At 43.4% G+C, this 23,748-nt stretch carries 21 protein-coding genes; 9 read left to right on the top strand and 12 right to left on the bottom strand.

What is annotated here, in order from left to right; genetic code table 11:
- The first annotated feature begins 219 nt into the window (after positions 1 to 219).
- Positions 220 to 969, top strand: coding sequence for a Bro-N domain-containing protein (locus R7Z77_RS06410; protein WP_318136620.1), 750 nt, complete (start codon positions 220 to 222; stop codon positions 967 to 969).
- A 176-nt stretch (positions 970 to 1,145) separates the two neighbouring features.
- Here R7Z77_RS06410 and R7Z77_RS06415 read toward each other — a convergent pair whose 3' ends face one another.
- Positions 1,146 to 1,556 carry a hypothetical protein gene (locus tag R7Z77_RS06415; RefSeq protein ID WP_213967795.1) on the bottom strand — a complete coding sequence of 137 codons (411 nt, stop codon included), beginning with the start codon at positions 1,554 to 1,556 and terminating at the stop codon, positions 1,146 to 1,148.
- Between the two features lie 292 nt (positions 1,557 to 1,848).
- Between R7Z77_RS06415 and R7Z77_RS06420 the strand changes: the two genes are divergently transcribed.
- The gene (locus tag R7Z77_RS06420) at positions 1,849 to 2,811 is read left to right on the top strand and encodes an integron integrase (protein WP_017636093.1); all 963 of its coding nucleotides are present in this window, start codon (positions 1,849 to 1,851) and stop codon (positions 2,809 to 2,811) included.
- 43 nt (positions 2,812 to 2,854) lie between these two features.
- Here R7Z77_RS06420 and R7Z77_RS06425 read toward each other — a convergent pair whose 3' ends face one another.
- The 8 genes from R7Z77_RS06425 to R7Z77_RS06460 form a co-directional block, all read right to left on the bottom strand.
- The gene (locus R7Z77_RS06425) at positions 2,855 to 3,328 is read right to left on the bottom strand and encodes a DUF2947 domain-containing protein (protein ID WP_017636094.1); all 474 of its coding nucleotides are present in this window, start codon (positions 3,326 to 3,328) and stop codon (positions 2,855 to 2,857) included.
- 13 nt (positions 3,329 to 3,341) lie between these two features.
- On the bottom strand, positions 3,342 to 3,929 hold the full coding sequence (locus R7Z77_RS06430) for an HD domain-containing protein (protein ID WP_005376917.1): 588 nt from the start codon (positions 3,927 to 3,929) through the stop codon (positions 3,342 to 3,344).
- 1 nt (position 3,930) lies between these two features.
- Positions 3,931 to 4,515 carry a ribosomal protein S5-alanine N-acetyltransferase gene (rimJ, locus tag R7Z77_RS06435; protein WP_005388271.1) on the bottom strand — a complete coding sequence of 195 codons (585 nt, stop codon included), beginning with the start codon at positions 4,513 to 4,515 and terminating at the stop codon, positions 3,931 to 3,933.
- A gap of 36 nt (positions 4,516 to 4,551) precedes the next feature.
- A complete protein-coding gene (tyrR, locus tag R7Z77_RS06440; protein WP_017820442.1) occupies positions 4,552 to 6,096 on the bottom strand; it encodes a transcriptional regulator TyrR in 1,545 nt (514 codons plus the stop codon).
- Between the two features lie 100 nt (positions 6,097 to 6,196).
- Positions 6,197 to 7,237, bottom strand: coding sequence for a YcjF family protein (locus R7Z77_RS06445; RefSeq protein ID WP_065274660.1), 1,041 nt, complete (start codon positions 7,235 to 7,237; stop codon positions 6,197 to 6,199).
- A complete protein-coding gene (locus R7Z77_RS06450) occupies positions 7,234 to 8,610 on the bottom strand; it encodes a YcjX family protein (protein WP_065274661.1) in 1,377 nt (458 codons plus the stop codon). Before R7Z77_RS06450 ends, R7Z77_RS06445 begins: the two co-directional genes overlap by 4 nt.
- Before the next feature lie 255 nt (positions 8,611 to 8,865).
- Complete coding sequence (locus R7Z77_RS06455; protein WP_005376906.1) at positions 8,866 to 9,051, bottom strand: hypothetical protein; 186 nt, start codon at positions 9,049 to 9,051, stop codon at positions 8,866 to 8,868.
- 174 nt (positions 9,052 to 9,225) lie between these two features.
- Positions 9,226 to 10,743 carry a fumarate hydratase gene (locus R7Z77_RS06460; protein ID WP_005376905.1) on the bottom strand — a complete coding sequence of 506 codons (1,518 nt, stop codon included), beginning with the start codon at positions 10,741 to 10,743 and terminating at the stop codon, positions 9,226 to 9,228.
- 270 nt (positions 10,744 to 11,013) lie between these two features.
- Here R7Z77_RS06460 and pabB point away from each other — a divergent pair, with 270 nt between their 5' ends.
- Positions 11,014 to 12,378 (top strand): aminodeoxychorismate synthase component I, encoded by a 1,365-nt coding sequence (gene pabB, locus R7Z77_RS06465; protein WP_042522775.1) that lies wholly within the window; start codon positions 11,014 to 11,016, stop codon positions 12,376 to 12,378.
- Positions 12,379 to 12,743: 365 nt separating this feature from the next.
- Here the strand turns inward: pabB and R7Z77_RS06470 are convergent, their stop codons facing one another.
- On the bottom strand, positions 12,744 to 14,444 hold the full coding sequence (locus tag R7Z77_RS06470) for an ATP-binding protein (RefSeq protein ID WP_005388280.1): 1,701 nt from the start codon (positions 14,442 to 14,444) through the stop codon (positions 12,744 to 12,746).
- Between the two features lie 7 nt (positions 14,445 to 14,451).
- A complete protein-coding gene (locus tag R7Z77_RS06475; RefSeq protein ID WP_005388282.1) occupies positions 14,452 to 14,991 on the bottom strand; it encodes a heme NO-binding domain-containing protein in 540 nt (179 codons plus the stop codon).
- A gap of 231 nt (positions 14,992 to 15,222) precedes the next feature.
- Between R7Z77_RS06475 and R7Z77_RS06480 the strand changes: the two genes are divergently transcribed.
- The 5 genes from R7Z77_RS06480 (at position 15,223) to R7Z77_RS06500 (ending at position 21,370) form a co-directional block, all read left to right on the top strand.
- Entirely contained in the window at positions 15,223 to 15,822 is a 600-nt protein-coding gene (locus tag R7Z77_RS06480) for a CoA pyrophosphatase (RefSeq protein ID WP_005376901.1), read from the top strand.
- A gap of 345 nt (positions 15,823 to 16,167) precedes the next feature.
- Complete coding sequence (locus R7Z77_RS06485) at positions 16,168 to 17,421, top strand: aromatic amino acid transport family protein (RefSeq protein WP_005388284.1); 1,254 nt, start codon at positions 16,168 to 16,170, stop codon at positions 17,419 to 17,421.
- 97 nt (positions 17,422 to 17,518) lie between these two features.
- Positions 17,519 to 18,880: an L-serine ammonia-lyase gene (locus R7Z77_RS06490; RefSeq protein ID WP_005376899.1), complete on the top strand. Its 1,362-nt coding sequence runs from the start codon at positions 17,519 to 17,521 to the stop codon at positions 18,878 to 18,880.
- Positions 18,881 to 19,092: 212 nt separating this feature from the next.
- Positions 19,093 to 20,808, top strand: a complete 1,716-nt coding sequence (locus tag R7Z77_RS06495) for an EAL domain-containing protein (protein ID WP_138940463.1) — start codon at positions 19,093 to 19,095, stop codon at positions 20,806 to 20,808.
- 94 nt (positions 20,809 to 20,902) lie between these two features.
- Positions 20,903 to 21,370: a GNAT family N-acetyltransferase gene (locus R7Z77_RS06500; protein WP_213967798.1), complete on the top strand. Its 468-nt coding sequence runs from the start codon at positions 20,903 to 20,905 to the stop codon at positions 21,368 to 21,370.
- An 89-nt stretch (positions 21,371 to 21,459) separates the two neighbouring features.
- On the opposite strand, the gene queD is transcribed toward R7Z77_RS06500, so the two are convergent.
- Positions 21,460 to 21,822 (bottom strand): 6-carboxytetrahydropterin synthase QueD, encoded by a 363-nt coding sequence (gene queD, locus R7Z77_RS06505; protein ID WP_005376896.1) that lies wholly within the window; start codon positions 21,820 to 21,822, stop codon positions 21,460 to 21,462.
- Positions 21,823 to 22,115: 293 nt separating this feature from the next.
- On the opposite strand from queD, the gene R7Z77_RS06510 reads away from it, so the two are divergent.
- The gene (locus tag R7Z77_RS06510) at positions 22,116 to 23,741 is read left to right on the top strand and encodes a methyl-accepting chemotaxis protein (RefSeq protein WP_213967799.1); all 1,626 of its coding nucleotides are present in this window, start codon (positions 22,116 to 22,118) and stop codon (positions 23,739 to 23,741) included.
- The last annotated feature ends 7 nt before the right edge of the window (positions 23,742 to 23,748 follow it).

The following is a 23,748-nucleotide window of genomic DNA, read 5'->3' on the forward strand; positions in this document are numbered from 1 at the left end:
TTCAATGCTAAGAGATGGTGTTATGTGGGATACAGATAGCCTCAAAAATTAACTATTGACGCCATAGTCTCTTGTTATAAGCGTGGTAAAGTGGGTTACGAACTTACTTTGTACAATTTAAACCTAGTAACAGTTTTATGAAAGAAAATGTAGACACTGTTGCATATTGAAGTAGTATCATAACCACACAAACTTTAGGTTTAAACCTCTGGAATTAACATGCAACTTTCGATTATACCGAATACCCTCGACGACTTTAACTTACACGAGTTAACGACAATCCAACTCGGAGACGAGTTTTACTTTATTGCTGATGAAGTAACTGCTGCCCTTGATTACGCAGATCGAAAAGCGCCGATTGATAAACTCGACGCCGAAGATAAAATGCTTTCCCCGCACCCAATTCATGGGCATATGTATGTCCTTATTACTGAAGCAGCACTCTATGAGTTGGTTTTTGCCAGTAAGAAACCTAATGCTAAGAAATTCCAACGTTGGGTTACTAGAGAAGTTCTACCAGAGATCCGTAAGAAAGGTTACTACGGCAAGGTAAAACTACCCGGCTTTGTAAACCGATTTAACCTAAACTATGGCAGAGTTTCTAGAGGTTACTTTTCTGTGATTAGTGAGCTATTCATTCGTTTATACGGCTCATTAGAAATGTTAGGTTACGAAATTCCAGACCAAGCACAGGATGGTAAAGATATTAGACCTGACGTAAGCGTAGGTAGACTTTTCTCTAGCTATTTATCTGAACATCATCCTGAGCACGCAGAAAGCTACCAAATGTACAGTCATATGTTTGGGAATGGGCACACTCGTGATGCTCGTGAATACCCAAATGATCTACTACCTATTTTTATTAAGTTTGTAGATGAAGTCTGGATTCCTAGTAAAGCGAAAGACTACTTTAAAGGTCGAGATCCTGTTGCATTGGAATACCTACCAAAGCTAATCGAAGTACATTAAGTCTACGATAGCATTGAATGAGAGGTCTACACGACCTCTCATTTATTTAGTAGCTTATAACGCCGCATTAAGGTGTGAGCAACGCCACCACGAAACTGAACCTTACCACCTTAAACACAAAACCCAACGATGACATCAAAAATGCCAAGCGTTGGGAATCACTCTTAAATGCTTTGTTATGCTAATGGTTTCAAGGATTTACCTTGAGTAAGAAATACCCAAGCGAAGAACAACATAAATACCAAGTCATTTAACCCGTAGATGCTGTAAAAGATGCCTGCAAATAGGTCTTGATCATAGACACTACCAAGACTGTTCTCATTGAACCAAAGCAGCCAAGCAACCACATACACCAGTTTTTCGATAGCAAATGCGCCCGCTAACCATTTAACGCCAGATGTAACCGAAGCAGCACCTAGATAGGCCAAGCCCCAAACAACGATCATCAATAAGCCAAAGTTAGACATGACTACAGGGTCAAATTCATTGATCACTGAATTGGTAAATGCGCGAGAAAAAATCAGCACACCGCCAATATTCATCATCGCAGCAGCGATAAAACCTAATTTTACACTGTCATATTTCATACTTTATCCGCCACCCAAGTGCTTTAACTTAGCTTCCAGTTTAGCAGTTCTTGTCGATAAACTGGATAAGTAGCATAACGCTTTCTATACGGCGATTTGCCGTCTTTCTGGCAGGCTACCGCCTTCTTTCTTATCAAAAGCGCTATCAATCGTAGCACTTATCTGTATGAAACAAATAGAAAAACAGTATGAATATGTGTGGTGGCGCGCGCAATTAGGCGGCGCACAGCACGCTAATTTCAAAAGTGGTGATACATTAACGGAACTGTGTAAATAAACAGGTTAATTTATCATGAAAAGTCAGTTTTTACTTAGTGTAAAAGAGCACATGCTTACTCGTCATTATGCGAATAAAACTATCGAAAGTTATCTATTTTGGATAAAACGTTTTATCACTTTTCACCAGCTCGCCCACCCATCAACACTAGCAGAAGATGATGTCATTCAATTTCTGAGTTACTTAGCGGTAGAAGAAAAAGTTGCGGTAAAAACGCAAGCTTTGGCGCTGAACTCAATATCATTTTTATATCGTGATTATTTTAAAACCCCACTATCACTTGATATGAGATTTCAGAAATCCTTGACCGAAAAGAAACTTCCCGTTGTGTTAACCAGGGAGGAGATCCGAAGATTCGTTCAGCATATCGACCCGAGGTATAGACTCCATATTCAGCTACTTTACGGCTCCGGGCTTCGAGTTATGGAATGTTTACGCTTAAGAGTTCAAGACATCGATTATGATTATGGTGCAGTTCGCGTTTGGCAAGGAAAAGGAGGTAAAAATCGTACAGTCACATTAGCCAAAGAACTACATGAACCACTCAAAGCTCAAGTTAATTTAGCAAGAAACTACTACTTTAAAGATAGGCACATGCCTGGTTATGCGGGCGTATACATCTCTGAAGGTTTACGACGTAAATACCCAAAAGCGGAGCTAGATTTTAACTGGCACTTTTTGTTTCCATCAACAAAGTTAAGCGCAGATCGAGACACTGGTGAATTGAGAAGGCATCATATCAATGAAAGCGCAATACAAAGAGCAGTAAAGCGCGCGGCAAGCGACGCAAGCATTGAGAAAACTGTAACTTGCCACACACTAAGACACAGTTTTGCCACGCACTTATTGGAATCTGGCGCAGACATTAGAACTGTTCAGGAACAATTAGGGCATACTGATGTAAAAACCACGCAGATCTATACTCACGTTATCGAGCGCGGGGCTGGTGGTGTGTTGAGTCCATTATCCAGCCTTTAGAAAAACAAAGCCACCTCGAAAGGTGGCTTTGTTTTATAACTCTTTATTGACGAACACCGAGTTTCACATTGCCTTTTGAATCAAACCAAAGTGCTTGCGAACGGCGACGTCCTATTAGTATCGGACCATCGTCATAAAAGAGAAAGTTCTTCCAGTGCTTTTTAAAAATAGACCATTTCGTTTCGATGACATTGTACTTCTCGTAGCAAAAGTAAACGGTTACATCGTCTTGCCAATCGATATGTGCCTCAGCTTCCGCTGGCATGTCAGGATCATCCGACTCCCACGCAGCCATCCAATCCACAGTTTCAGACCAATTCGCCTCATTCATTGGCCAGTCTTGGGAACTAAGTCTATCCATATCAGGGCTTTGAGCACTGATATTTTCTTTCCAAAATTGTGCTGAGCGGGCTTGGCTCATCGGCTTAATAAAAGCCAAATCTTCTTCTGGCACAGGCATCGACTGATGCGTAAAAATCCATTTTCTTTGGTATTCGTCCAAAGGCAAATAAGACATTCAGTCTCCTTTATTACGATTTCAGCCAACCTTTCTCTGTGGCTTCTTCAATCAACTCTTTCGCTTTGTCCCATAAGGTAACAGAGCCAAATTCAATTCGTTTATTAATGGTAAGTGCTTGTTCGCGTGAGACACCATGTTCCTTCCAACTCTGACCATTATTATGGTAGTTCAAGAGCATTGGAATTAACCGATCGAGTGCTTTTGCATACTTAGCATCATCGGTCTGCGCGGCTTCAAATTCATGCCAAAGCGCCAATAGCTCTTGCTCCTGATCGCTGGGTAACATACCAAACAAGCGCTCTGCGGCTCTAATTTCTTTTTCTGCTTGCTCTTGAGACGCAGCAGTATCATAAACAAAGGTATCGCCCGCGTCGATCTCTACTACGTCATGTATCAATAACATTTTCATCACTCGGCAAATATCAACAGGTGCATTCGCATGCTCTTCCATCAATATTGCCATCAGTGCGACATGCCAACTATGCTCACCACTATTTTCGAGGCGCCCTTCAGCACTTTTAACTCGAGTTCGGCGCAAAATGCTTTTGAGTTTATCGAGCTCGATTACAAGTGCTAACTGCTTTTCCAATCGTTCCATACTATCGCCCTTCTGGCTGCCAATTCGGATTAATAAGCGACGTTAGGACGTGGTCTTGCCACTCACCATTAATCAAAAGGTAATCTTTTGCATACCCTTCTCGGTTGAACCCTACATGCTCTAGCACAGATTCACTACGTTTATTGTGAGGCATGTAGCCAGCTTGAATACGATGCAGTTTCTGGACATTAAACATGTAGTCGCAAGCCATGGTTAATCCACGACGCATATAACCATGCCCTTGCGCTTTTTCAGCGAGAGAATATCCGACGTTACAAGAATAAAAAGGGAAACGACTCAAACTACTAAAGGATATCGTACCTAGCATTTCACCCGAAGAGGCTCTGACTAAAAGGCAATAATACCCCAATCCCATTCGATGCAGCTCATTGAGCTTGATAAGCTTTTGCAACCAACCGTTCACTGAGAAAAAAGCCTCTTCACGTTTCGGTTCAAACGGTTTCAGGTATTCTCGGTTCGCTTGAAAATATTCGGCAATCATATCTGCGTCACCGATTTCAGCGGTACGAAGAAGCAAGTCACCGTCCAACTTATGAACGGCGATAGATGAGCTGTTATCTTCCATTACAAATGATTAATTCCGTCTTTTCGTTCAATTCGATTAATTCTTACGTATACCGTAATCACGCAGTTTATTAGCGATTGAGGTATGCGATACATTCAAGCGCTTAGCAAGCTTGCGGCTTGATGGGAATGACTGATACAAACGTTCCAGAACTTGAGATTCATAATCACGCATGATCTCATCCAAAGAACCGTCGATGTTAAGCGTTGCACTACCAGCGCCGACTGACTGAGGCTGAGGTAAATTGAAGTGATCCGCGTTTAGTATATCACCATCCATTTCCGTGAGCGCTCGAAGAACCATGTTATCCAGCTGGCGCATGTTTCCTGGCCACTGATAATTTGCAAGGGCATCAACTAGACCATCATCAAACTCTGGCTTATCAATCCCAAGCTGTTGAGCATGTTTCGCCACAAACAACTCAAGCAATGGTGCAACGTCGTTTGAGCGCTTACGTAACGGAGGAATGCTGAGCGTAAGTACGTTGAGACGATAATACAAATCTTCACGGAACATTCCTGCTTCAGAAAGCTCGGCAAGGTTATGTTTTGTTGAAGCGATGATACGAACATCGACATGCATCTCATCTTCTGCACCGACACGACGGAAATTACCATCCTGTAGAAAACGTAACAGCTTGATTTGAAGGTGCGAACTCATTTCACCGATTTCATCAAGAAATACCGTGCCGCCATTTGCTTGCTCAAAGATGCCTTTGTGGCCTTGTTCATGATTGAATGAACCCGGCGCATGACCAAAAAGTTCGGTTTCTGCTACATCGTCAGGCATCGAAGCACAACTCAAAACTAGGAATGGCTTGCTCGCGCGGCTAGAACGGCTGTGGCAAGCTTTAGCAAGCATTTCTTTACCGGTCCCCGTTTCGCCCTCAATCAACAATGGTTGGTCAAGCACAGACAGCTTCTTAGCTTGGTTCATTAGTGCTTTATGACGGTTCGATATACCAACAAAGTGTTCAAAACCCAGAGGATTATGCAGCGGTAGCGCTTCTTCAATTCTGGCAACTTGCTGACTAGAGCGAATCGTCATTAGAGTACTCGCTAGAGTCGAGTTTTGCGCTTCGTCTCGGATATAAACGGGCATCAACTCTAGAACATAGTCCAAGCCATCAATCACAAGGTTTTCCCGCGTTCGACCATTAACACCTTCAGACCAACGAGAGAAACGAACACTTGGTAACAAAGCACCGATTTGAGTACCAATCACTTCTTGCTTGTGAAGGCCAAGCAATGAAAGTGCAGACATGTTTGCCATGTCTACGGCACCTTTAAGATCAATGGCAAAAACCGGATCGGGCAAGTTATCAACTAACGAGAGCAGCTCCGTATTGTGGCGCTCCATCGGCATAAACTGGATTTTACGTACGTCTTTCACCCCCGGAATACGGCGGATTTCAGCCATCAGCTCACTAAACGTATCAAAATCAATATCCGGGCAATTCAAATAGATAATACCGCTAATATCGATTTCGATACCACGCAAGTCGATGCTTTTAGACGCTAAAATATCGAGCAGTTCTCGGGTCAAGCCGAGTCGATCTTCACATAAGACTTCAAGACGCACTTAAAATATCCCAATTCACAACTGTCAGGAAAAGTTGACAGTAGTTTCTATCATGCTTGGAATGGCGTCAAGCAATCCTATCCATCAAAGTTGATATTCGTTACGGTTTCATCGTAATTGATGCAACTTTCGCCGCCACAGCCTTGCGTATGGTGCCCAACTTAACCTGACGGTCAGGATACCAGGGTAGTGGACGCAATAAGGTCATCGCTTTCAAGCCCAAACGTGCCGTTAGAATACCAACACCTAGTCCCTGCCCCGCACGAGCAGAAACTTTGCCAGCAAGATCCATCGACATCAAATCCATACTGGCATCAATAGCGATCTCACTGGCACCAGCCGCCGCCATATTGACAAATACCGCTCTTAGTAACTTGATGCGAGATGCATAACCTAGCTCTACCCCATATACCTTGGAGAGGTTGTCGATCATTTTGAAATTTCGCCAAGCCACCAGCAACATATCAGCGGCAGCCAGAGGGCTCACGGCGACTAGGGCCGCACACTCGGTTGCGTGCTGTGATACGATTTTCGTTGCCAACTTGTCTTGTTGGCTCACCACCATCGAGTCATACATATCAAGAATTTCAGCGTCACTATGAGCAGGGTTAATACTGTTCTGCCAACGATCAAAGCCCGGATTCTCTGCCATCACACCACTTTGTTCTGCTACGGTTTCGCAAAAGGCTTTCCCTTTCCCAACGCTCTCACTATTAACAAGTGCTTCTGCTTCTTCTTGAACACTAAAATGATTTCGTAGTTTTCGCAGTTTCCAAAGCTCTTTACCCATAGCTCCTAAACCAAGCGAAGCGATCGCAGCAATAAACCCCGTCCAGCTTAAGGCTAGCCAATCAGAAGCCTGAATTGCGGTTATAACCGAGTCCACCGCTTGCCAGCCAACCAGACCAGCAAAAGTTGCAAATGCGCCAGTCGCGAGCCATTTTCTGCCCGATTTTGGACGAATGACATGCTCGAGTTGCAATTCCTGTTCGGTCTCCTGGTGCGCTTCTTTAACTTCAACAGGTACAAATGTTTCTTTTTCGCCGAATGTTTGCTGCGCCGTCAATTCCGGTTGATTCGATTGCTGCTCTTTTTCCATTACCTTTTCAGAGAAAACTTGTTTTTGCTTCAACTCACTCATTTCAATTTATCTCCAATCAGGTAATCCAATGCTTTGTCTAAGCGTATGTGCTTCACTGGCTCATCATTCGGTGAGGGCATCGGACGAAACGACGTAAAATCAAACCCGTTGTTTTGCCAATACGCTGCATTTGGTAGCTTTTTCGGCACCTCTCCGGGAAACATAGTCATCGGCTCACCACCCAATGTTGTTCCTTGTAACGCCGGGATGGTCTTATCTCCAGAGGAAATAAACCCCGTCGTGGTTGCTTGGATGGAAGCGATACTCATGCAGCTCATCTCAATATTCTCGTAGGCTGCCGTTTGCCATGCTGGATGCACCATTTGTTGGAGCAGAGACACCAAATTTGGGTGCTGATCGGGCGTGATATGATCCGCTTTTGTAGCAGCAAACAACACTTTGTCGATTTTTGGTGAGAACAAACGACGCAAAAAGCTACTACGACCATAGCGGAAGCTATGCATGATCTGTTCTAGCGCTTGGCGCATGTCGTAAAACGCTTCATCACCGGCATTGAGAGGCTGCAAACAATCCACCAGTACAATCTGGCGATCGAAGGTCGCAAAATGATGCTTATAAAACGCTTTCACGACTTTCTGTTGGTATTCCTGAAAACGGGCTTCTAACATCGCTAAGTTACTGCCCTTGGACGCTTTGCTTTCCGAATCAACACGACACGGAAAAAACTGTAGCACCGGCGCGCCTGCTAGCTCACCAGGTAATACAAAGCGGCCAGGCTGAACCCAATGAAGGCCAGCGTCTTTACAGGCATGAAGGTACTCGGTGTATGTGTGTGCAACTTTCTCAAGTAGTTTCTCATTCACTTCTGCAAAGAGATCCACTTTCTCCAGTTCAGAAAGCCAAGCTTTGGCTAAATCGCCACGCTGGCCTTTAAGTGCATCAAACTGAGTTTGCGACCACGTTGCAAAGTCCATGTCCAATAAAGGCAGGTCGAGCAACCACTCTCCTGGATAGTCGATAATATCAACATTTAAAATTGCGGTTTTACTCAACAGCTTTTTCGTAGTTTTATTTGGTTTGTACTTGAGCGCTAAGCGAATCTCACTCACATCACGTGTCGGTACTGGCCACTGAGGTGGAGTGGCATGAATTTGGCTCATCGCCTCATCGTAAGCAAAGCGTGGCACCATCATATTCGATTGAGGCTCACGCTTCGCCCCAATAAGGCGCTTATCTCTAGCCGCAGTCAAAAGAGGCAAATTGTCATGGGTTGCAGTATGAAGAAGCTGATTCACTAATGACGTGATGAATGCCGTCTTACCGGCACGAGAAAGTCCGGTGACAGCAATTCGAACATTAGAGTCCATACCTCTGTTGATAAAGTCATTAACTTCTTTCTTTATTCTCTTCATTACGCTTCTTTATCTTACTCCACTTTAAAACAACGTTGTCAGCGACTTCGAATTTCGATCTATGAATACTGTTCTATCCCGAATTCTATGAGTTTAACTTTATATACCTTAATAAAAGATGAACAAAACATCCGGCTTAATGCTGTGTTAAAAAAGAAAAGCCCCTGAGTGGTTCAGAGGCTTACTTAATCTACAGCATTAGTAACTCTATATGCGCTGATTACTATGTTAAACAGGAACCCGCTTTCTTTAAGCCTAGTCGTCTTCGATTAACTTATAGATAACAAATAGAGCGATTTCCAAAATCAACCACAACACACATGTGATGGTCACGTACTTTTCATCAAAGATGCTGATACCGTGAAGAATCAAGTCATAGCCAACAAAGCCACCTATCACTACAGCAAGAATAATTTGTAGAATCTGAATAAAACGAGGCATGCCGTCTCCTAATTATTGTTCGCATAACGTTTGATTGCTATGCCTAAAGGTTTATATCCTTAATTATATAGACAAAAAGTGCAGGTTTCGCTGCACTTTTGTCAATTGTTTGCTAGGTAAATCAGCACCTTGTCACATTCTCTCTACTGAGACGCAGCAAGATTGCCCTTTGCCTTATGCTTCCATCTCTTGAATTTTCACTTTCCAAGTGTCTGGACCAATTTGGTGCGCGTTAACACCATTTGAGTCGACGGCCACTGTTACTGGCATATCTTCAACTTCAAATTCGTAAATCGCTTCCATACCTAAATCTTCAAATGCGACAACGCGAGCTTTCTTGATCGCTTTCGCCACCAAGTACGCAGCGCCACCTACAGCCATTAGGTAAACCGCTTTGTGATTCTTGATAGATTCAACCGTTGCAGGGCCACGCTCAGCTTTACCGATCATGCCCATGATGCCGGTCTTTTCTAGCATCATGTCGGTGAATTTATCCATACGCGTTGATGTTGTTGGGCCAGCAGGACCAACGACTTCATCACCAACTGCATCGACAGGGCCTACGTAGTAAATGAACTTACCGTTGAGATCTACGCCTTCAGGTAGACCTTCACCGTTATCTAGCATGCCTTGAATACGTTTATGCGCAGCATCACGACCAGTCAGAATTTTACCTGATAGAAGAACCGTTTCGCCTGTCTTCCACTCTTGTACTTCTTCTTTAGTAATTGTGTCTAAGTTTACGCGACGCGTATTTTCGCCCGCTTCCCAAGTGATATCTGGCCAATCTTCTAGTTTAGGTGGTGTTAGCTCTGCTGGGCCGCTACCATCAAGCGTGAAGTGTACGTGACGAGTCGCCGCACAGTTCGGGATCAAACAAACAGGCTTAGAAGCCGCGTGCGTTGGCGCAGTTTTGATTTTAACGTCGACAACAGTCGTCAAACCGCCAAGACCTTGCGCACCGATACCAAGTTTGTTCACGCGATTGAAGATATCCAAACGAAGCTCTTCTTCTGCGTTTTGTGGGCCACGGTCAATAAGTTCTTGAATATCGATGTGTTCCATTAGAGATTCTTTTGCCAATACCGCTGCTTTTTCAGCCGTACCGCCGATACCAATGCCAAGCATGCCAGGAGGACACCAGCCCGCCCCCATTGTTGGTAGCGTTTTTTCTACCCACTCAGCAATATCGTCAGATGGGTTTAGCATCACCATCTTAGTTTTGTTTTCGCTACCGCCGCCCTTCGCAGCGATCTGAATTTCAACTTTATCGCCCGGAACCATGTTGATATGTACGACGGCAGGCGTGTTGTCTTTGGTATTAATACGTTTACCAGCAGGGTCCATTAGTACTGACGCACGCAACGGGTTATCAGGGTTCGTGTACGCTTGTCGAACACCTTCATCTACCATCTGCTGAACCGTCATGTCGGTCGAATCCCATTGCACGCCCATACCGATGTTGACGAAACACGTCACAATACCAGTATCCTGACAAATTGGACGGTGACCTTCTGCGGACATTCGGGAGTTAATAAGGATCTGAGCAATAGCGTCTTTCGCGGCTTGACTCTCTTCGCGGTGATAGGCTTTTTCAAGAGCTTGAACAAAGTCTAGCGGGTGGTAGTAAGAAATATACTGTAGCGCATCAGCGACACTGCTGATCACATCCTGCTTGCGTATTACCGTCATTACATGCCTCGTTATAGTTATGCTTCCATTATTGGCTTGGCTTCAATCGTGTTTGTTAAGCTTATTGCTCTTTTGAGCTTCGTTTTTTATAAACAATTGTCGAACGGCTGATATCGACACACGAAATGCTGAAGTTGCCTACTTGTAAACCATCTCAAAACCCTATGAATAGAGGGAGTTTGGCTACACAGAGGAATATGATACTCTTGCTGCCCATGACATGCCATGCAGTGAACGATCTCTTTGTCACAAATTACACAAATGAACAACATGGACAATCAATTCATTGATTTTAAAGCGTTGGAATACGCACCAGAGTTTGCTCTTCACCTTTTTTCTCGCATTCAACACCAGCCTTGGGCGATGTTGCTGCGTTCTGCATCAAAAACGCATATCGATAGCCGCTTCGATGTATTGGTTGCCAACCCAATTGCAACGTTAGAAACCACTGCCGACAACACACAAGTTGAAACGCCATCGAATGCCTATTCAACTCAAGATGACCCATTTGCGCTGCTTCATCAGATGCAAGAACAGTGGCTTCCTCACGTAGAGTTAAATAAAGAATTGGATTTGCCTTTTGTCGGCGGTGCGCTAGGTTACTTCAGTTACGATTTAGGTCGCCGCGTAGAAACGATGCCAGAAGTGGCAGAAAAAGATCTCAACACGCCGGATATGGCGGTAGGTCTGTATGAATGGGCCGTCGTTGTTGACCACAAGCTTAAAAAAGCATGCTTAGTCGGTCAGAACATCGAGCAAGCTTGGCAATGGTTAAACGAGCAAAAAGCAGAACAAACCGTTGACTTCGCTTTGTCTGGTGCTTGGCAGTCAAACATGACAAAAGAGAGCTACGCCACTCGCTTTGACAAGGTGCAAGAATACTTGTTGAGCGGTGACTGTTATCAGATCAATTTGGCGCAACGCTTTAACGCACCGTATCAAGGCAGTGAGTGGCAAGCGTATCTAAAATTAGAGTCCGCCAACCAAGCGCCATTTTCCGCTTTTATCCGTATGCCTGAGTCTTCGATTTTGAGTATCTCTCCAGAGCGCTTTTTAGAGCTCAAAGATCGCGTCATTGAAACAAAACCAATCAAAGGTACTCGCCCACGCAGCGAAGATCCAAAGAAAGATAACGCTAATGCCCATGACTTGCAGACAGCGGAAAAAGATCAGGCAGAAAACCTGATGATTGTCGATTTGCTGCGTAATGATATTGGTCGGGTTGCATCACCGGGTAGCGTTCACGTGCCAAAGTTGTTCGATATTGAAAGCTTCCCTGCCGTGCATCATTTGGTGAGCACCATTCGTGCAAATTTGGATGAACAATACGCTCCTGCGGATTTGCTGCGAGCGTGTTTTCCAGGCGGTTCAATTACGGGAGCACCTAAAGTTCGCGCAATGCAGATTATTGAAGAACTGGAGCCGCATCGACGCAGCGCGTATTGCGGCAGTATTGGCTACATTTCACGCCATGGTCGTATGGACACCAGCATTACTATCCGAACTCTTGTAGCGGAAAAAAACAAACTTTACGCTTGGGCTGGCGGCGGCGTCGTGGCAGATAGCGATTGCGCCTCTGAGTATCAAGAAACGTTGGATAAGCTTTCAAAGATTTTGCCAGCGCTACAATCGTAGGTTTCAACAGCACACAACGCCGCTTTAATGCTATTGACGAAAACAATCTAAAACGCCTCCAGAACGGATAAAGCCGCTCATTTAACAGCGAGTGGCATATTTCTGTATCTCATCACCCTGCACAGCGACGAAAGAGCGTGATACAGGTTCTTCTATTCAAGCACTTTGTGGTCAAATTTGTTTCATTATCCGCTCGGCGTGCTGCTACTAGATTCTTAGTCTCGCCAAGGCTCGCTAGAATGACCCAAAAAACATCGTTAAATGATCGGCATTATCCGGTGTGGTGCGCTTTTTTGTGTGTTTTATTTGCATGTACTTTAGCTTTTAGCCGTTGGCCAACAAACATACTTTTTAAGAGGCAGCGTCTACTGCTCAAGCCACTTACACATAATCTGTTCGATATCGGTTGCGGTGTACGGCTTAGTGAGGATGTCGTCCATGCCTGAATCAATACACTTTTGACGCTCTTCGATGGTAGTGCCAGCGGTTAATGCAATAATAGGATGAGTAAAGCCACGCTCTCTCAGATACATCGTCGCCTCATAACCATCCATTTCTGGCATTCGGCAGTCCATGAATATCAGTTCGTAGTCTTTACTTTTCACCGCTTCTAATGCTTCTTTGCCGTTGGCTTTTAAATCAGGTGTAATGTCGAGTTTTTTCAGCATTTGAGTAACAATGACTTGATTCATTCTGATGTCATCAACCACTAATATTGAGCGTCCTGCTAAATCGCTTCGCTCTATGGTGACCAATTCCCCCTCTGCTGTGCCTTGTGCTTGCCCTTCCTCAAGAGGAATAGCAACTTTAAAAGTTGTCCCTTTGCGCTCTTCACTCTCAAAGCTAATTTGACCTTGCATCAAATCCACGAGGTTTTTACAAATCGCGAGACCTAAACCTGAGCCTTCAAAGCTGCGTTTCGCCGAGCGATCAACTTGGACAAATGGGTCAAAGAGTGACGGCTGTGCTTTTATTGGGATGCCAATACCAGTGTCTTCAACCTCAAAATAAGCCGTGCCGTTAAGCCATTCCACCCGTAACACGACGCCACCCAAGTGAGTAAACTTAATCGCGTTTCCCACCAAGTTAACCAAAATTTGTGTAATGCGCTCTAAGTCACCGACTAAAAATTCCGGGATCCCCAGCTTTTTGTCGATAGAGAAATGGATACGTTTTTCCGCAGCCTTAGCTGCAAATACACCCATGATGGCTTTTTCAAGTTCCTCCCAGGCAAAGACTTTATGTATGATTTCCATCATACCGGCATTCATCTTACTGAAATCAAGAAGATCATTAATGATAACTCTCAATAAGTCCCCTGATTGAGTCAGATTGCTCAAGTATTGACGCTGCTCTTCTTCTAATTGGGTTCGACTCAATAACTCCGCACTACCCAATACGCCATTGAGAGGAGTTCGCAGCTCATGGTTAATCATGGCGACAAACTCCTTCGTCGCTTTTTCTGATTCCTCAGCCCGCTTTCTCAGCTCGACCTCTCGCTCTAAACTTAAGTGTCGACCAATAACACCATGAACTAAGTCAGACACGAGCTCCATCTGTTTGGAAATAAAAGACTGATCGATTTGATCTTGCAACACAGAGAAAATCAACTCCCCAACCGTTTCCCCATCAATGATAACTGGCAAATGCAAATTCTCTCCCTGCCAATTAGGAGAGGTTAAAATCTCGTTGTTATGACGAAGCTGTAAGTGACCAAAGTGATGACGACGCAATGAGCTCAGCTTTGTAGCGTCAAGAAACAAGTAAGCCGCAGAAATGATCGAGTTAGAAGTGAGCTGCTCAATAAAGCTCGCTATCATTGCTTCATCGAACGTGCTCGATAAAAAAGTACGACCGAACTTAATCAACGTGGCATCAATTTGCTCTTCAAACTCAAACTTACGAAGATCCTTTTTAGATTTCAGCTCCAGCTTTTTCAATGCAACACTGAGTTGCTGGTTGGATTCATATAACTCTAAGCTTTTCTGTTCCAACAGCTGCTCAGCTGCTTTTCTTGATGCAACTTCTCGTTTGAGTTTCCTTTCTAATGAGGAACTTCCCGTCATATCGTTCTTATTGAGCCTCTAACCAAAAACGTACTTTGCTGCCATCTTCTGACTGGTTTTGATGTTTGATATGAACTACCTCACCAAAATGTGCAGCACAACCTTTTATCAATCCTAAGCATACGTGAGACATACATCTTGCGCTGTGGTAGTCAAATACCAATTGGGATTGGTTTTCACTAATGAAATCAAATTGCGGAGGGTTAGCATCAGGATAGAGCTTCTTAACTTCGACATGAATAAAGTCTTCAACATGGCGAACAAATTGAAACGTCGTTTCACACTGTTGCAAACTGGCGTGACTAGGAATAGAGCGAAGTAAATTCAAAAAGACGCACTCTCCAAACACCTCTTGCAGTTGCTCGGGGGGAACACCAGATACTTTACTGAGATTCACGATCAACTTAACCAAGTCTTTGTGATCGTAACTACCAACAGCAGTGTAAACACCTTCATCGTTAGAAAGATCGAGAACTTGGTCTAACACATCAAGACCGAATTTCTCTTCCACTAACTCCATGAACTCGGTGAAAATAATCCCTTTCATTGGCCAATACTTGCCCTATAGTGACGTCCTAAAATAAAGAATGGTGTATAACCTTATAAGTTTCAAATTAATATGTTCAAGTAGAGTGAGACACACAACACAAAGAGGGAAAGTGCTGGCGAGTGCTTTAATGCGAATGTTTTATTTGGTAACCAGTAACGATAACGCCATACGCTTTGCCGTCTTTGAGTATAATAAATAATGGTTAGGCACGATAAATAAGGACTCAGTTTGGTTATCGACAAAACTCATTTACTACAGAACTTTCAATTTCGGCTTCCAACGGGCTACCACAAAGAGTCCCTTGCACGACTGAAATGGATGAAAGAAAAGTCCCTGAGAGATGCGGCAGTCTTAATCGGTTTTGTGGAACGCGATGACGGGTTACAAGTCATTCTGACTAAGCGTGCAGCCCACTTACGCCATCATCCGGGACAAATCAGCTTTCCCGGTGGCAAATATGAGCAGGAAGATATTCAGCTCGTGAATACCGCTTTAAGGGAAACCAAAGAAGAAGTTGGGATAGAAGATGAGCATATTCATGTGTTTGGTCAACTGCCTACACTACCAACGATTAGTCAATTTAATGTGACACCTTTTTTGGCTTTTGTTTCTCCGGAATATAAAACGCATATTGACCCAAATGAAGTAGAGTCAGTTTTTGAGGTTCCTGCCAACCATATTCTGAACCCCAAAAAATTGTATAGCACCAAATTTGACCTAAAAAGAAGCAGTCATCGTGTATTTGCTATCCCATATAGACAGCATTTCATCTGGGGCATGACGGCACAAATTATCGAATCAATGCAAAAACATATTATTTCACATTAAATAGTTGTTGATATCGGTGCTTTTATAGGCGCGATCATTATGCGCATCAATATTAATAAAACGTTGCTTCATAAACATTCATTCACATTAGATTAATTTTCCATTTTCACCGCAAACGCTTGCGGTGAAATAAATTTATACAAACAGCCCTATTGATAAGTTTTTCTAATTTTACTCATTAGCAGAAATCACGAGTAGCACATCATTTTCGTGATAAAAAGCAGGTTTTTGACATATCATTCAATAAGCGTAAGCAATAAATGATTTAGATCTAATTTTCCTAGTGTAAAATCTTGCAAAATTACTCCCGACTTATTTCCTGTTCCCAAAATGAGTAACTAAAAAATGAATACAACTACTTCTGCGGTTTCTACCGCACAATCGTCTAGTAAGTTTTCTTACAAAGACTTTACCTGGTGTCTGTCCCTTTTTGGTACGGCAGTAGGTGCAGGTGTACTGTTCCTTCCTATTAAAGCAGGTGCAGGTGGCTTTTGGCCATTAGTAATCCTAGCCCTAATCGCAGCACCAATGACTTGGTTCGCACACAAATCTTTAGCTCGTTTCGTTCTTTCTGCGAAAAACCCTGAAGCGGACATCACCGACACAGTAGAAGAGCACTTTGGTAAGACTGGCGCAAACCTTATTACGTTCGCTTACTTCTTCGCTATCTACCCAATCGTACTTATCTACGGTGTTGGTATCACAAACACAGTTGACTCTTTCCTAGTTAACCAAATGGGCATGGAATCTATTCCTCGCTGGCTACTTTCTGGTGCACTTATTGCTGCAATGACAGCAGGCGTAGTATTCGGTAAAGAGCTTATGCTGAAAGCAACTTCAGCAATGGTTTACCCTCTCGTGTTCATCCTACTAGCACTGTCTGTATACCTAATTCCTGGTTGGAACACTTCAATGATGGAAGTGTCACCTGACTGGGGTGCAATGCCAGCTATCGTTTGGCTAGCAATCCCTGTTATTGTGTTCTCTTTCAACCACAGCCCAATCATTTCTCAGTTCTCTAAAGAGCAACGTCGTGTATACGGTGATGACGCAGTTAAGAAAACTGACGCTATCACCGGTGGCGCAGCAATGATGCTGATGGGCTTTGTTATGTTCTTCGTTTTCTCTGTTGTACTTTCTCTGTCTCCAGAGCAACTAGCAACGGCGCAAGAGCAAAACATCTCTGTTCTCTCTTACCTAGCAAACGTGCATGAATCTCCACTGATCTCTTACATGGGTCCATTGGTTGCTTTCGCAGCGATCACCTCTAGCTACTTTGGCCACTTCTTAGGTGCGCACGAAGGTCTAGTTGGTCTAGTGAAATCTCGTTCAAAATCACCAGTAAGCAAGATCGAGAAGATGTCTCTAATCTTCATTGTAATCACAACTTGGATCGTTGCTATCGTTAACCCAAGCATCCTAGGTATGATTGAAACAATGGGTGCACCGATGATTGCCGCAATCCTATTCTTGATGCCAATCTTCGCAATGCAAAAAGTTCCTGCGATGGCTAAGTACAAAACTTCAGCACCTGTGCAAATTTTCACAGCAATCTGTGGTCTTGCTGCAATTAGTTCTGTAATCTACGGCGCTCTTTAATCATCTCTGCCCAGTGCAGTATGATTAATCCAAAAATATAACGATAAAATTAAGCCTCCCAACTCCCCTTGGGAGGCTTTCTTCTGAGGTAATCGATATGATTAGTGTTTTTGATATCTATAAAATCGGTGTTGGACCTTCAAGCTCACACACTGTAGGCCCAATGAAAGCGGGTAAAGAGTTTATTGATGATCTTCGTGCAATGGGAAAACTGCGCGACATCACTAAAATCACCGTTGACGTTTATGGATCACTATCACTGACAGGGAAAGGTCACCACACAGATATTGCTATCATCATGGGTCTTGCAGGCAACACTCCTGAGAAAGTTGATATCGATTCTATCCCGGGCTTTATCGCTCGTGTAGAAGAAACTGAACGCCTTCCTGTTGGCATGCACTGTCACACAGTATCGTTCCCACGTGAAGGTGGAATGAACTTCCACAAAACAAACCTAGAGCTACACGAAAACGGCATGCAGATCCACGCTTGGATTGATGACGAAAAAGCGTACTCAAAAACTTACTACTCTATCGGCGGTGGTTTCATCGTTGATGAAGAAAATTTCGGTAAAGAAGCTGAGAACCCAGTAAAAGTACCTTACCCGTTTACAACGGCAGAGGAACTGGTTAACCAATGCCATGAAAGTGGATTGTCCATCAGCGCACTAACCATGAAGAATGAGCATGCGCTTCATTCAGATGAAGAAACTCGTACTTATTTCGCAAACATCTGGCGCACAATGCGCGAGTGTATGGATCGCGGTATGAATGAAGAAGGTATTTTGCCAGGTCCATTGCGTGTGCCTCGCCGTGCAGCAGCACTTCGCCAGCAGCTACTTACTTCAGAAAAGACAACAAACGACCCAATGTCTGTTGTTGATTGGGTAAACATGTTTGCTTTCGCAGTAAACGAAGAGAACGCAGCAGGTGGCCGCGTTGTTACAGCACCAACTAACGGTGCGTGTGGCATCATCCCTGCGGTACTGGCTTACTACGATAAGTTCATCCAAACTGTGACTGAAAAAGATTACATCCGTTACTTTGCAGCTTCTGGCGCAATCGGTGGTCTTTACAAGCGTAACGCGTCGATCTCTGGTGCAGAGGTTGGCTGTCAGGGTGAAGTTGGCGTGGCATGTTCTATGGCAGCAGCAGGCCTTGCTGAGCTTATGGGTGGTAGCCCAGAGCAAGTATGTATGGCAGCAGAAATCGCAATGGAGCACAACTTAGGTCTAACGTGTGACCCAGTTGCAGGTCAGGTTCAGGTTCCATGTATCGAGCGTAACGGTATTGCGGCAGTAAAAGCAATCAACTCTACTCGTATGGCACTACGTCGCTCTTCAGCTCCAACTGTTTCTCTAGATAAGGTTATCGAAACCATGCTAGAAACAGGTAAAGACATGAACGCGAAATACCGCGAAACATCTCAAGGTGGTCTAGCAATCAAAGTGATTTGCTAACACGCCTTTCTGAATACCAATCAAAACCCGAGTTTATGCTCGGGTTTTTTTATACCCCAAAAACCCAGGAGAATGCGTTATCAGGACAAGTAAAAAAAAACCTAAAACGTTGAATATATCCAAATATTATGGATATCTCAGTAAAAAATCACATCTCTTCCCTAGCTTTATTGATAACGTAGCCAAAAATTAAACTTGGAGCACATCAACACATGATTAGGTTTGAAATTGGAAACCAAATCTGCGTTTGCTTGTCCGAAAACGAAATATCTCTAGAGCTCAATCAGTCACTCCACCACTCCATTCCTGTCAACCCAAATGAGTACGCCATTCTGTCAACTATCGCCACATACGGCAGTTTAAATACGCCGATTAGTCAGCGGTTAATAGAAAGCAAAATCACTCAACAATACAAAATGACACTGCCTGAAAATGGCTTTAAAAACGCGGTGGCCGCTCTAAGAAAGAAATTTCGCAAGCTCACGGAAGAACATTTAACCACTAACAAAAACATTATCGAAAACATTCACCGGACCGGATACTTCATCCCTTTTACTATGCAAAACAACCATCAGAATGGCATCGAACATCAACAGAAGATCAATCAATACACAACCAATAGTCTTCGCAAAGCGCTTCGTATTTGCCTGCGTAATAAAAAGATCTATTCAGAAGCAATGTGGGTTGTGTTGATCACTGCGATCATTTTCTTTGCTATCTGTTACTACGCGATAAACAGCATCGTTAAACATAATTATCTGGATAACGCCTTCGAAATTGCAGAGAACCTTTCCCGCAGGAGTTGCTTTGCTAATGAAAGCGAACTGAAGTCACTATTTGATAATGTGAAGTTGGTGGAATCGAGCATGATGCTAGATCGTTTCAATATTCGATGCTTAGTCACTCCAGAAACCGTTGTCCCTGTCAGCAAAAAAGCCTTTGAAGAGTGGAGTAACAATAGCAATTACACTACCCAATCATTTGACTTAAATAACGCAACTGTTTTGGTTCGTGTTAAAAACATTAACTTATCCGACAATGTTGAAAATCATATTTCACGTTTTTTTCTTTCCGGTATGAAGCTATCAACGAATACCGGAACATCGTTAGAGATTGGTAACACCAATGAACGCTTCTTCAATTATCACGTAAAGAATAGTGGCTATAAAGAGGTGTATTACATCTCTGGACCGTTTCAAAGTATCATTCTACTGAGCTTACTTTTTCTCATTATACTGCGTCACCGCTCCCTACAAGCCTTTATGGCTTACTTGTGCGCAATTCGACAATTCAAAATAAAACTGGAACCGATTTATAACACTTCGGCACAAAAGATTGTGCACTACGAAGCCCTCTCCCGGTTTAAGGTAAAAAATACGCAACGGTTTATTGAAACACTGATCCGCAATGGATTGCTGCTAACTCATACCTTACTGGTGATTGATTCCATCTACACCAAACAAAAAGCGTTGCCCATCCCTATCAGCATTAACGTTTGTCCTTCTTTGCTGCGAGGGCGTAACTTTTCAATCCTATATAGAGAGCTATCTAATCGGGATTGCCGTTTGCTGACAATCGAAATCACAGAAAATGCATCGATGTATTATACCTCTGAGATTTATGGCAATGTCGCGAAACTAAAAGCACTGGATTGTAAAATCAGTATTGATGACTTTGGCACCGGCAATAATAATGTGGCGCTTATCAGCAAGCTGAATCCGGACTACCTCAAAATCGACCGAGAATTTGTTATTGGCCTAAAATCTGATGATAAAAAGATAGAAACCTTGCGTCAGTTAATTGCTATGGGCAATACGTATCGCTGCACGGTCATTGTTGAAGGCGTAGAAACGGCAGACAGTGCTCACTTACTCACAACATTGGGCGCCTATATTCACCAAGGTTATTATTACCCTCTTCATTGCTAGCTTTTCTTCACTCGGTTAGTTACTTAAAATAGATTTAATACTCTATAAAAACTCGTGGTGGCATAACGGTATGCCGCCAATTTGTGATTGAGCGATGATTGCGATTAAACCCACCAAACTGAAAGATTTTTCAAGTTTGATGCAATTGGATGTGCAAGAAGAGCAAAAAGGATTTTTTACACCGTTTGAAATGGCTTACCAAAAACGTAGTAAGTCAGAGGCGTTGTTTACGATTTATTCTGATGACCTATTAGTAGGCTATCTTGTTATCGATAAAGGTTTCTCCCAACATGCGCCGTTTGCTAAACGATACGAACTGGAGCTTAAATACTTGATGATTGATCAACATTTCCAACGTCAAGGGGTTGGGAGTGAGGCATTGCGTAAACTCTTCCTTTATGCGTATACCATTAACCCTAAAAGCACCTCTCTTTGCGCCACTGTTCCACAAAGTCAGCAATACGCTATCAGTTTTTTTGATGCGTGCGGATTCATTAATACAGAGGAAACAACATTGGGTGATAATGAAAAAGAATGGATTCTACGACATCCATTAAGCTAGCAGGCGAAGCATAATCAAAATTGGGGCATTCAGATACAACAAAGGCAAGCTTCTCGCTTGCCTTTGTTTAATGCTCAATAGAAAGTGACTTATTCGCCTTTGTAAATACAACCAGCTGTGCACGTTTCTTTGATTTCTACTTTACTTAGCAGTGGTAAGCTTGGCTTAAGCTGCTGCCAAATCCATTTTGCTAACACTTCGCTAGTCGGGTTCTCTAACCCTTCAATGTCGTTTAGGTAGTAATGGTCTAAGCGATTGTAAATTGGTTTAAATGCAGCTTTGATCTCTGCAAAATCCACTACCCAACCTGTATGTGGATCAACTTCACCTTCTACATAAAGACGAACAAGGAAAGAGTGTCCGTGCAAACGACCACACTTGTGACCTTCTGGTACGTGTGGCAAATGGTGTGCTGCTTCGAACATAAACTCTTTGTATAATTCTGTTTTCATCTTGATTCTCAGGCTTTAAAAAGACAGGCAATACTAAGGAATTCGCTGCCAAGAGACAAGCGTTACCCCATACAAGCGTAGCAAAAACTTCCGCTGGTTCCCGGCCTCTTTGCTATCACTCACACCAAAGCGCCGTATTTCTGTCACGCGCCAAACATTTGATTACACAGCACTCACATCACAATTACATATCCCCAACATGTGTGGGGTCACAATCATTCATTTCGTTGTTCGCAGTGCGCATTTGTGCACATTAATATTGTGCAGTTCGTTCCAATTACACTTATAAATTTATGCGCTCAACTATCACTTTTAAGCTCTTACTGGCGTTAATTGCTGTCTTCAGCTGCGTTCTAGCTGCCTCTACGGCTTACCAATACCATCAACAAAAAACCTTAATCAATGATGTTCTTAGTGAACAACTCCATGATAAGGCTAGTAATTATTTCGATAGCCTAAATATGATGATGCTTACGGGCACCATGTCGCAAAAAGAAACCTTACGTCAAAAGGCCCTGGCCCAAGAAGGCATTGAAGCAGTTCGCGTGTTGCGAGCTGACGCTGTGACCAAACTTTACGGACCTGGGCAACAAAACCAGCAGCCTGTCGATGATATTGATCAACGAGCGTTGAATGGTGAACTGGTGATTGAACCAATCTCAGCCGATTGGGGCAAAGGGTTAGTAGTCGCGCTACCAATGAAATCGAGCGAAAATTACCGTGGCACCAACTGCGTTTCTTGCCACGTTGCACCAGCAGGAGAAGTGTTGGGCGCGATTCGCTTGGAATACAACATGAATCATGTCAATTCAATGATCAGTAAACAGGCAATGTTTGCGATGGGAATAATGGCCGTAATCGCATTTGTGGGCTTCATCATAACGATGAGTTTGATTCAGAAAATCATTGTACGACCAATTCAAAGAACGTCGAAATTCATGTCGAATGTGAGCCATAGCAAAGATCTATCTCAACGACTTATGCATCACCAACAGGATGAAGTGGGCCAACTTTCTACTGCCATCAATTCATTCATGGATACGGTCTCCGAAAGCTTAGAACGTGTGCAAGACACCTCTCACTCACTTGCCGACTCCGCGAGTAAACTAACTGCTGTCGCGCAGTCCACAGATAAAGCTGCCAATAACCAACAGCTAGAGACCAGCGAAGTACAAAGCAATATCACCGATATGCTGCAGCAACAAACTGCGGTTGAGGACTCGACTAACAACGCTACTGTTTTGGTCAATCACACCGTTGATGTCGCCACTCATAGTGCAAGCCAAGCACACAATGTAAGTGAAGACATCAAACAACTAGTAAGTAACATTGATACCGTACGGGAAAAAATCAGCTCTCTAAATCAAAGAACCGAAGAAGTGTCGTCCATTCTTGTGGTTATTAAGGGTATTGCAGAACAAACCAATCTGCTCGCGTTGAATGCTGCTATTGAAGCCGCCCGAGCCGGAGAGCAAGGGCGCGGTTTTGCGGTCGTCGCGGAAGAAGTGCGTAACCTGGCTTCTAGGACGGCTGAGGCCACTGGTAATATTGAACATATCATTTCTCAATTCCAGCAAGGAAGTGAAGAGTCATTAACTTCTGTTGATACCGTCTGCCAGTTTGCTCATCAACGCTCTGTCGATGTCGAGGCACTATCAGCCACAATGCATAACGTTGTTGACGAAATGCGCCAAGTGCTCAGACATGCAGAAGATATCCAAAACCAGACGCAAACCACATCTGATGTAAGTCAGCATATTCAATCTAAAATAGATGTGATCACACTGCATGCTAACGACACATCGCAATCAGCATCGCACACGCGTGATATTAGTGTTGATTTAGAGCATCTACCCGAACGTTTAGAGCAATTACTAAACCAATTCACACTTTCAGAGCACAAAAGAGTGAATAAATAGAGAGATT

This window comes from Vibrio sp. 1401 (assembly GCF_033340295.1).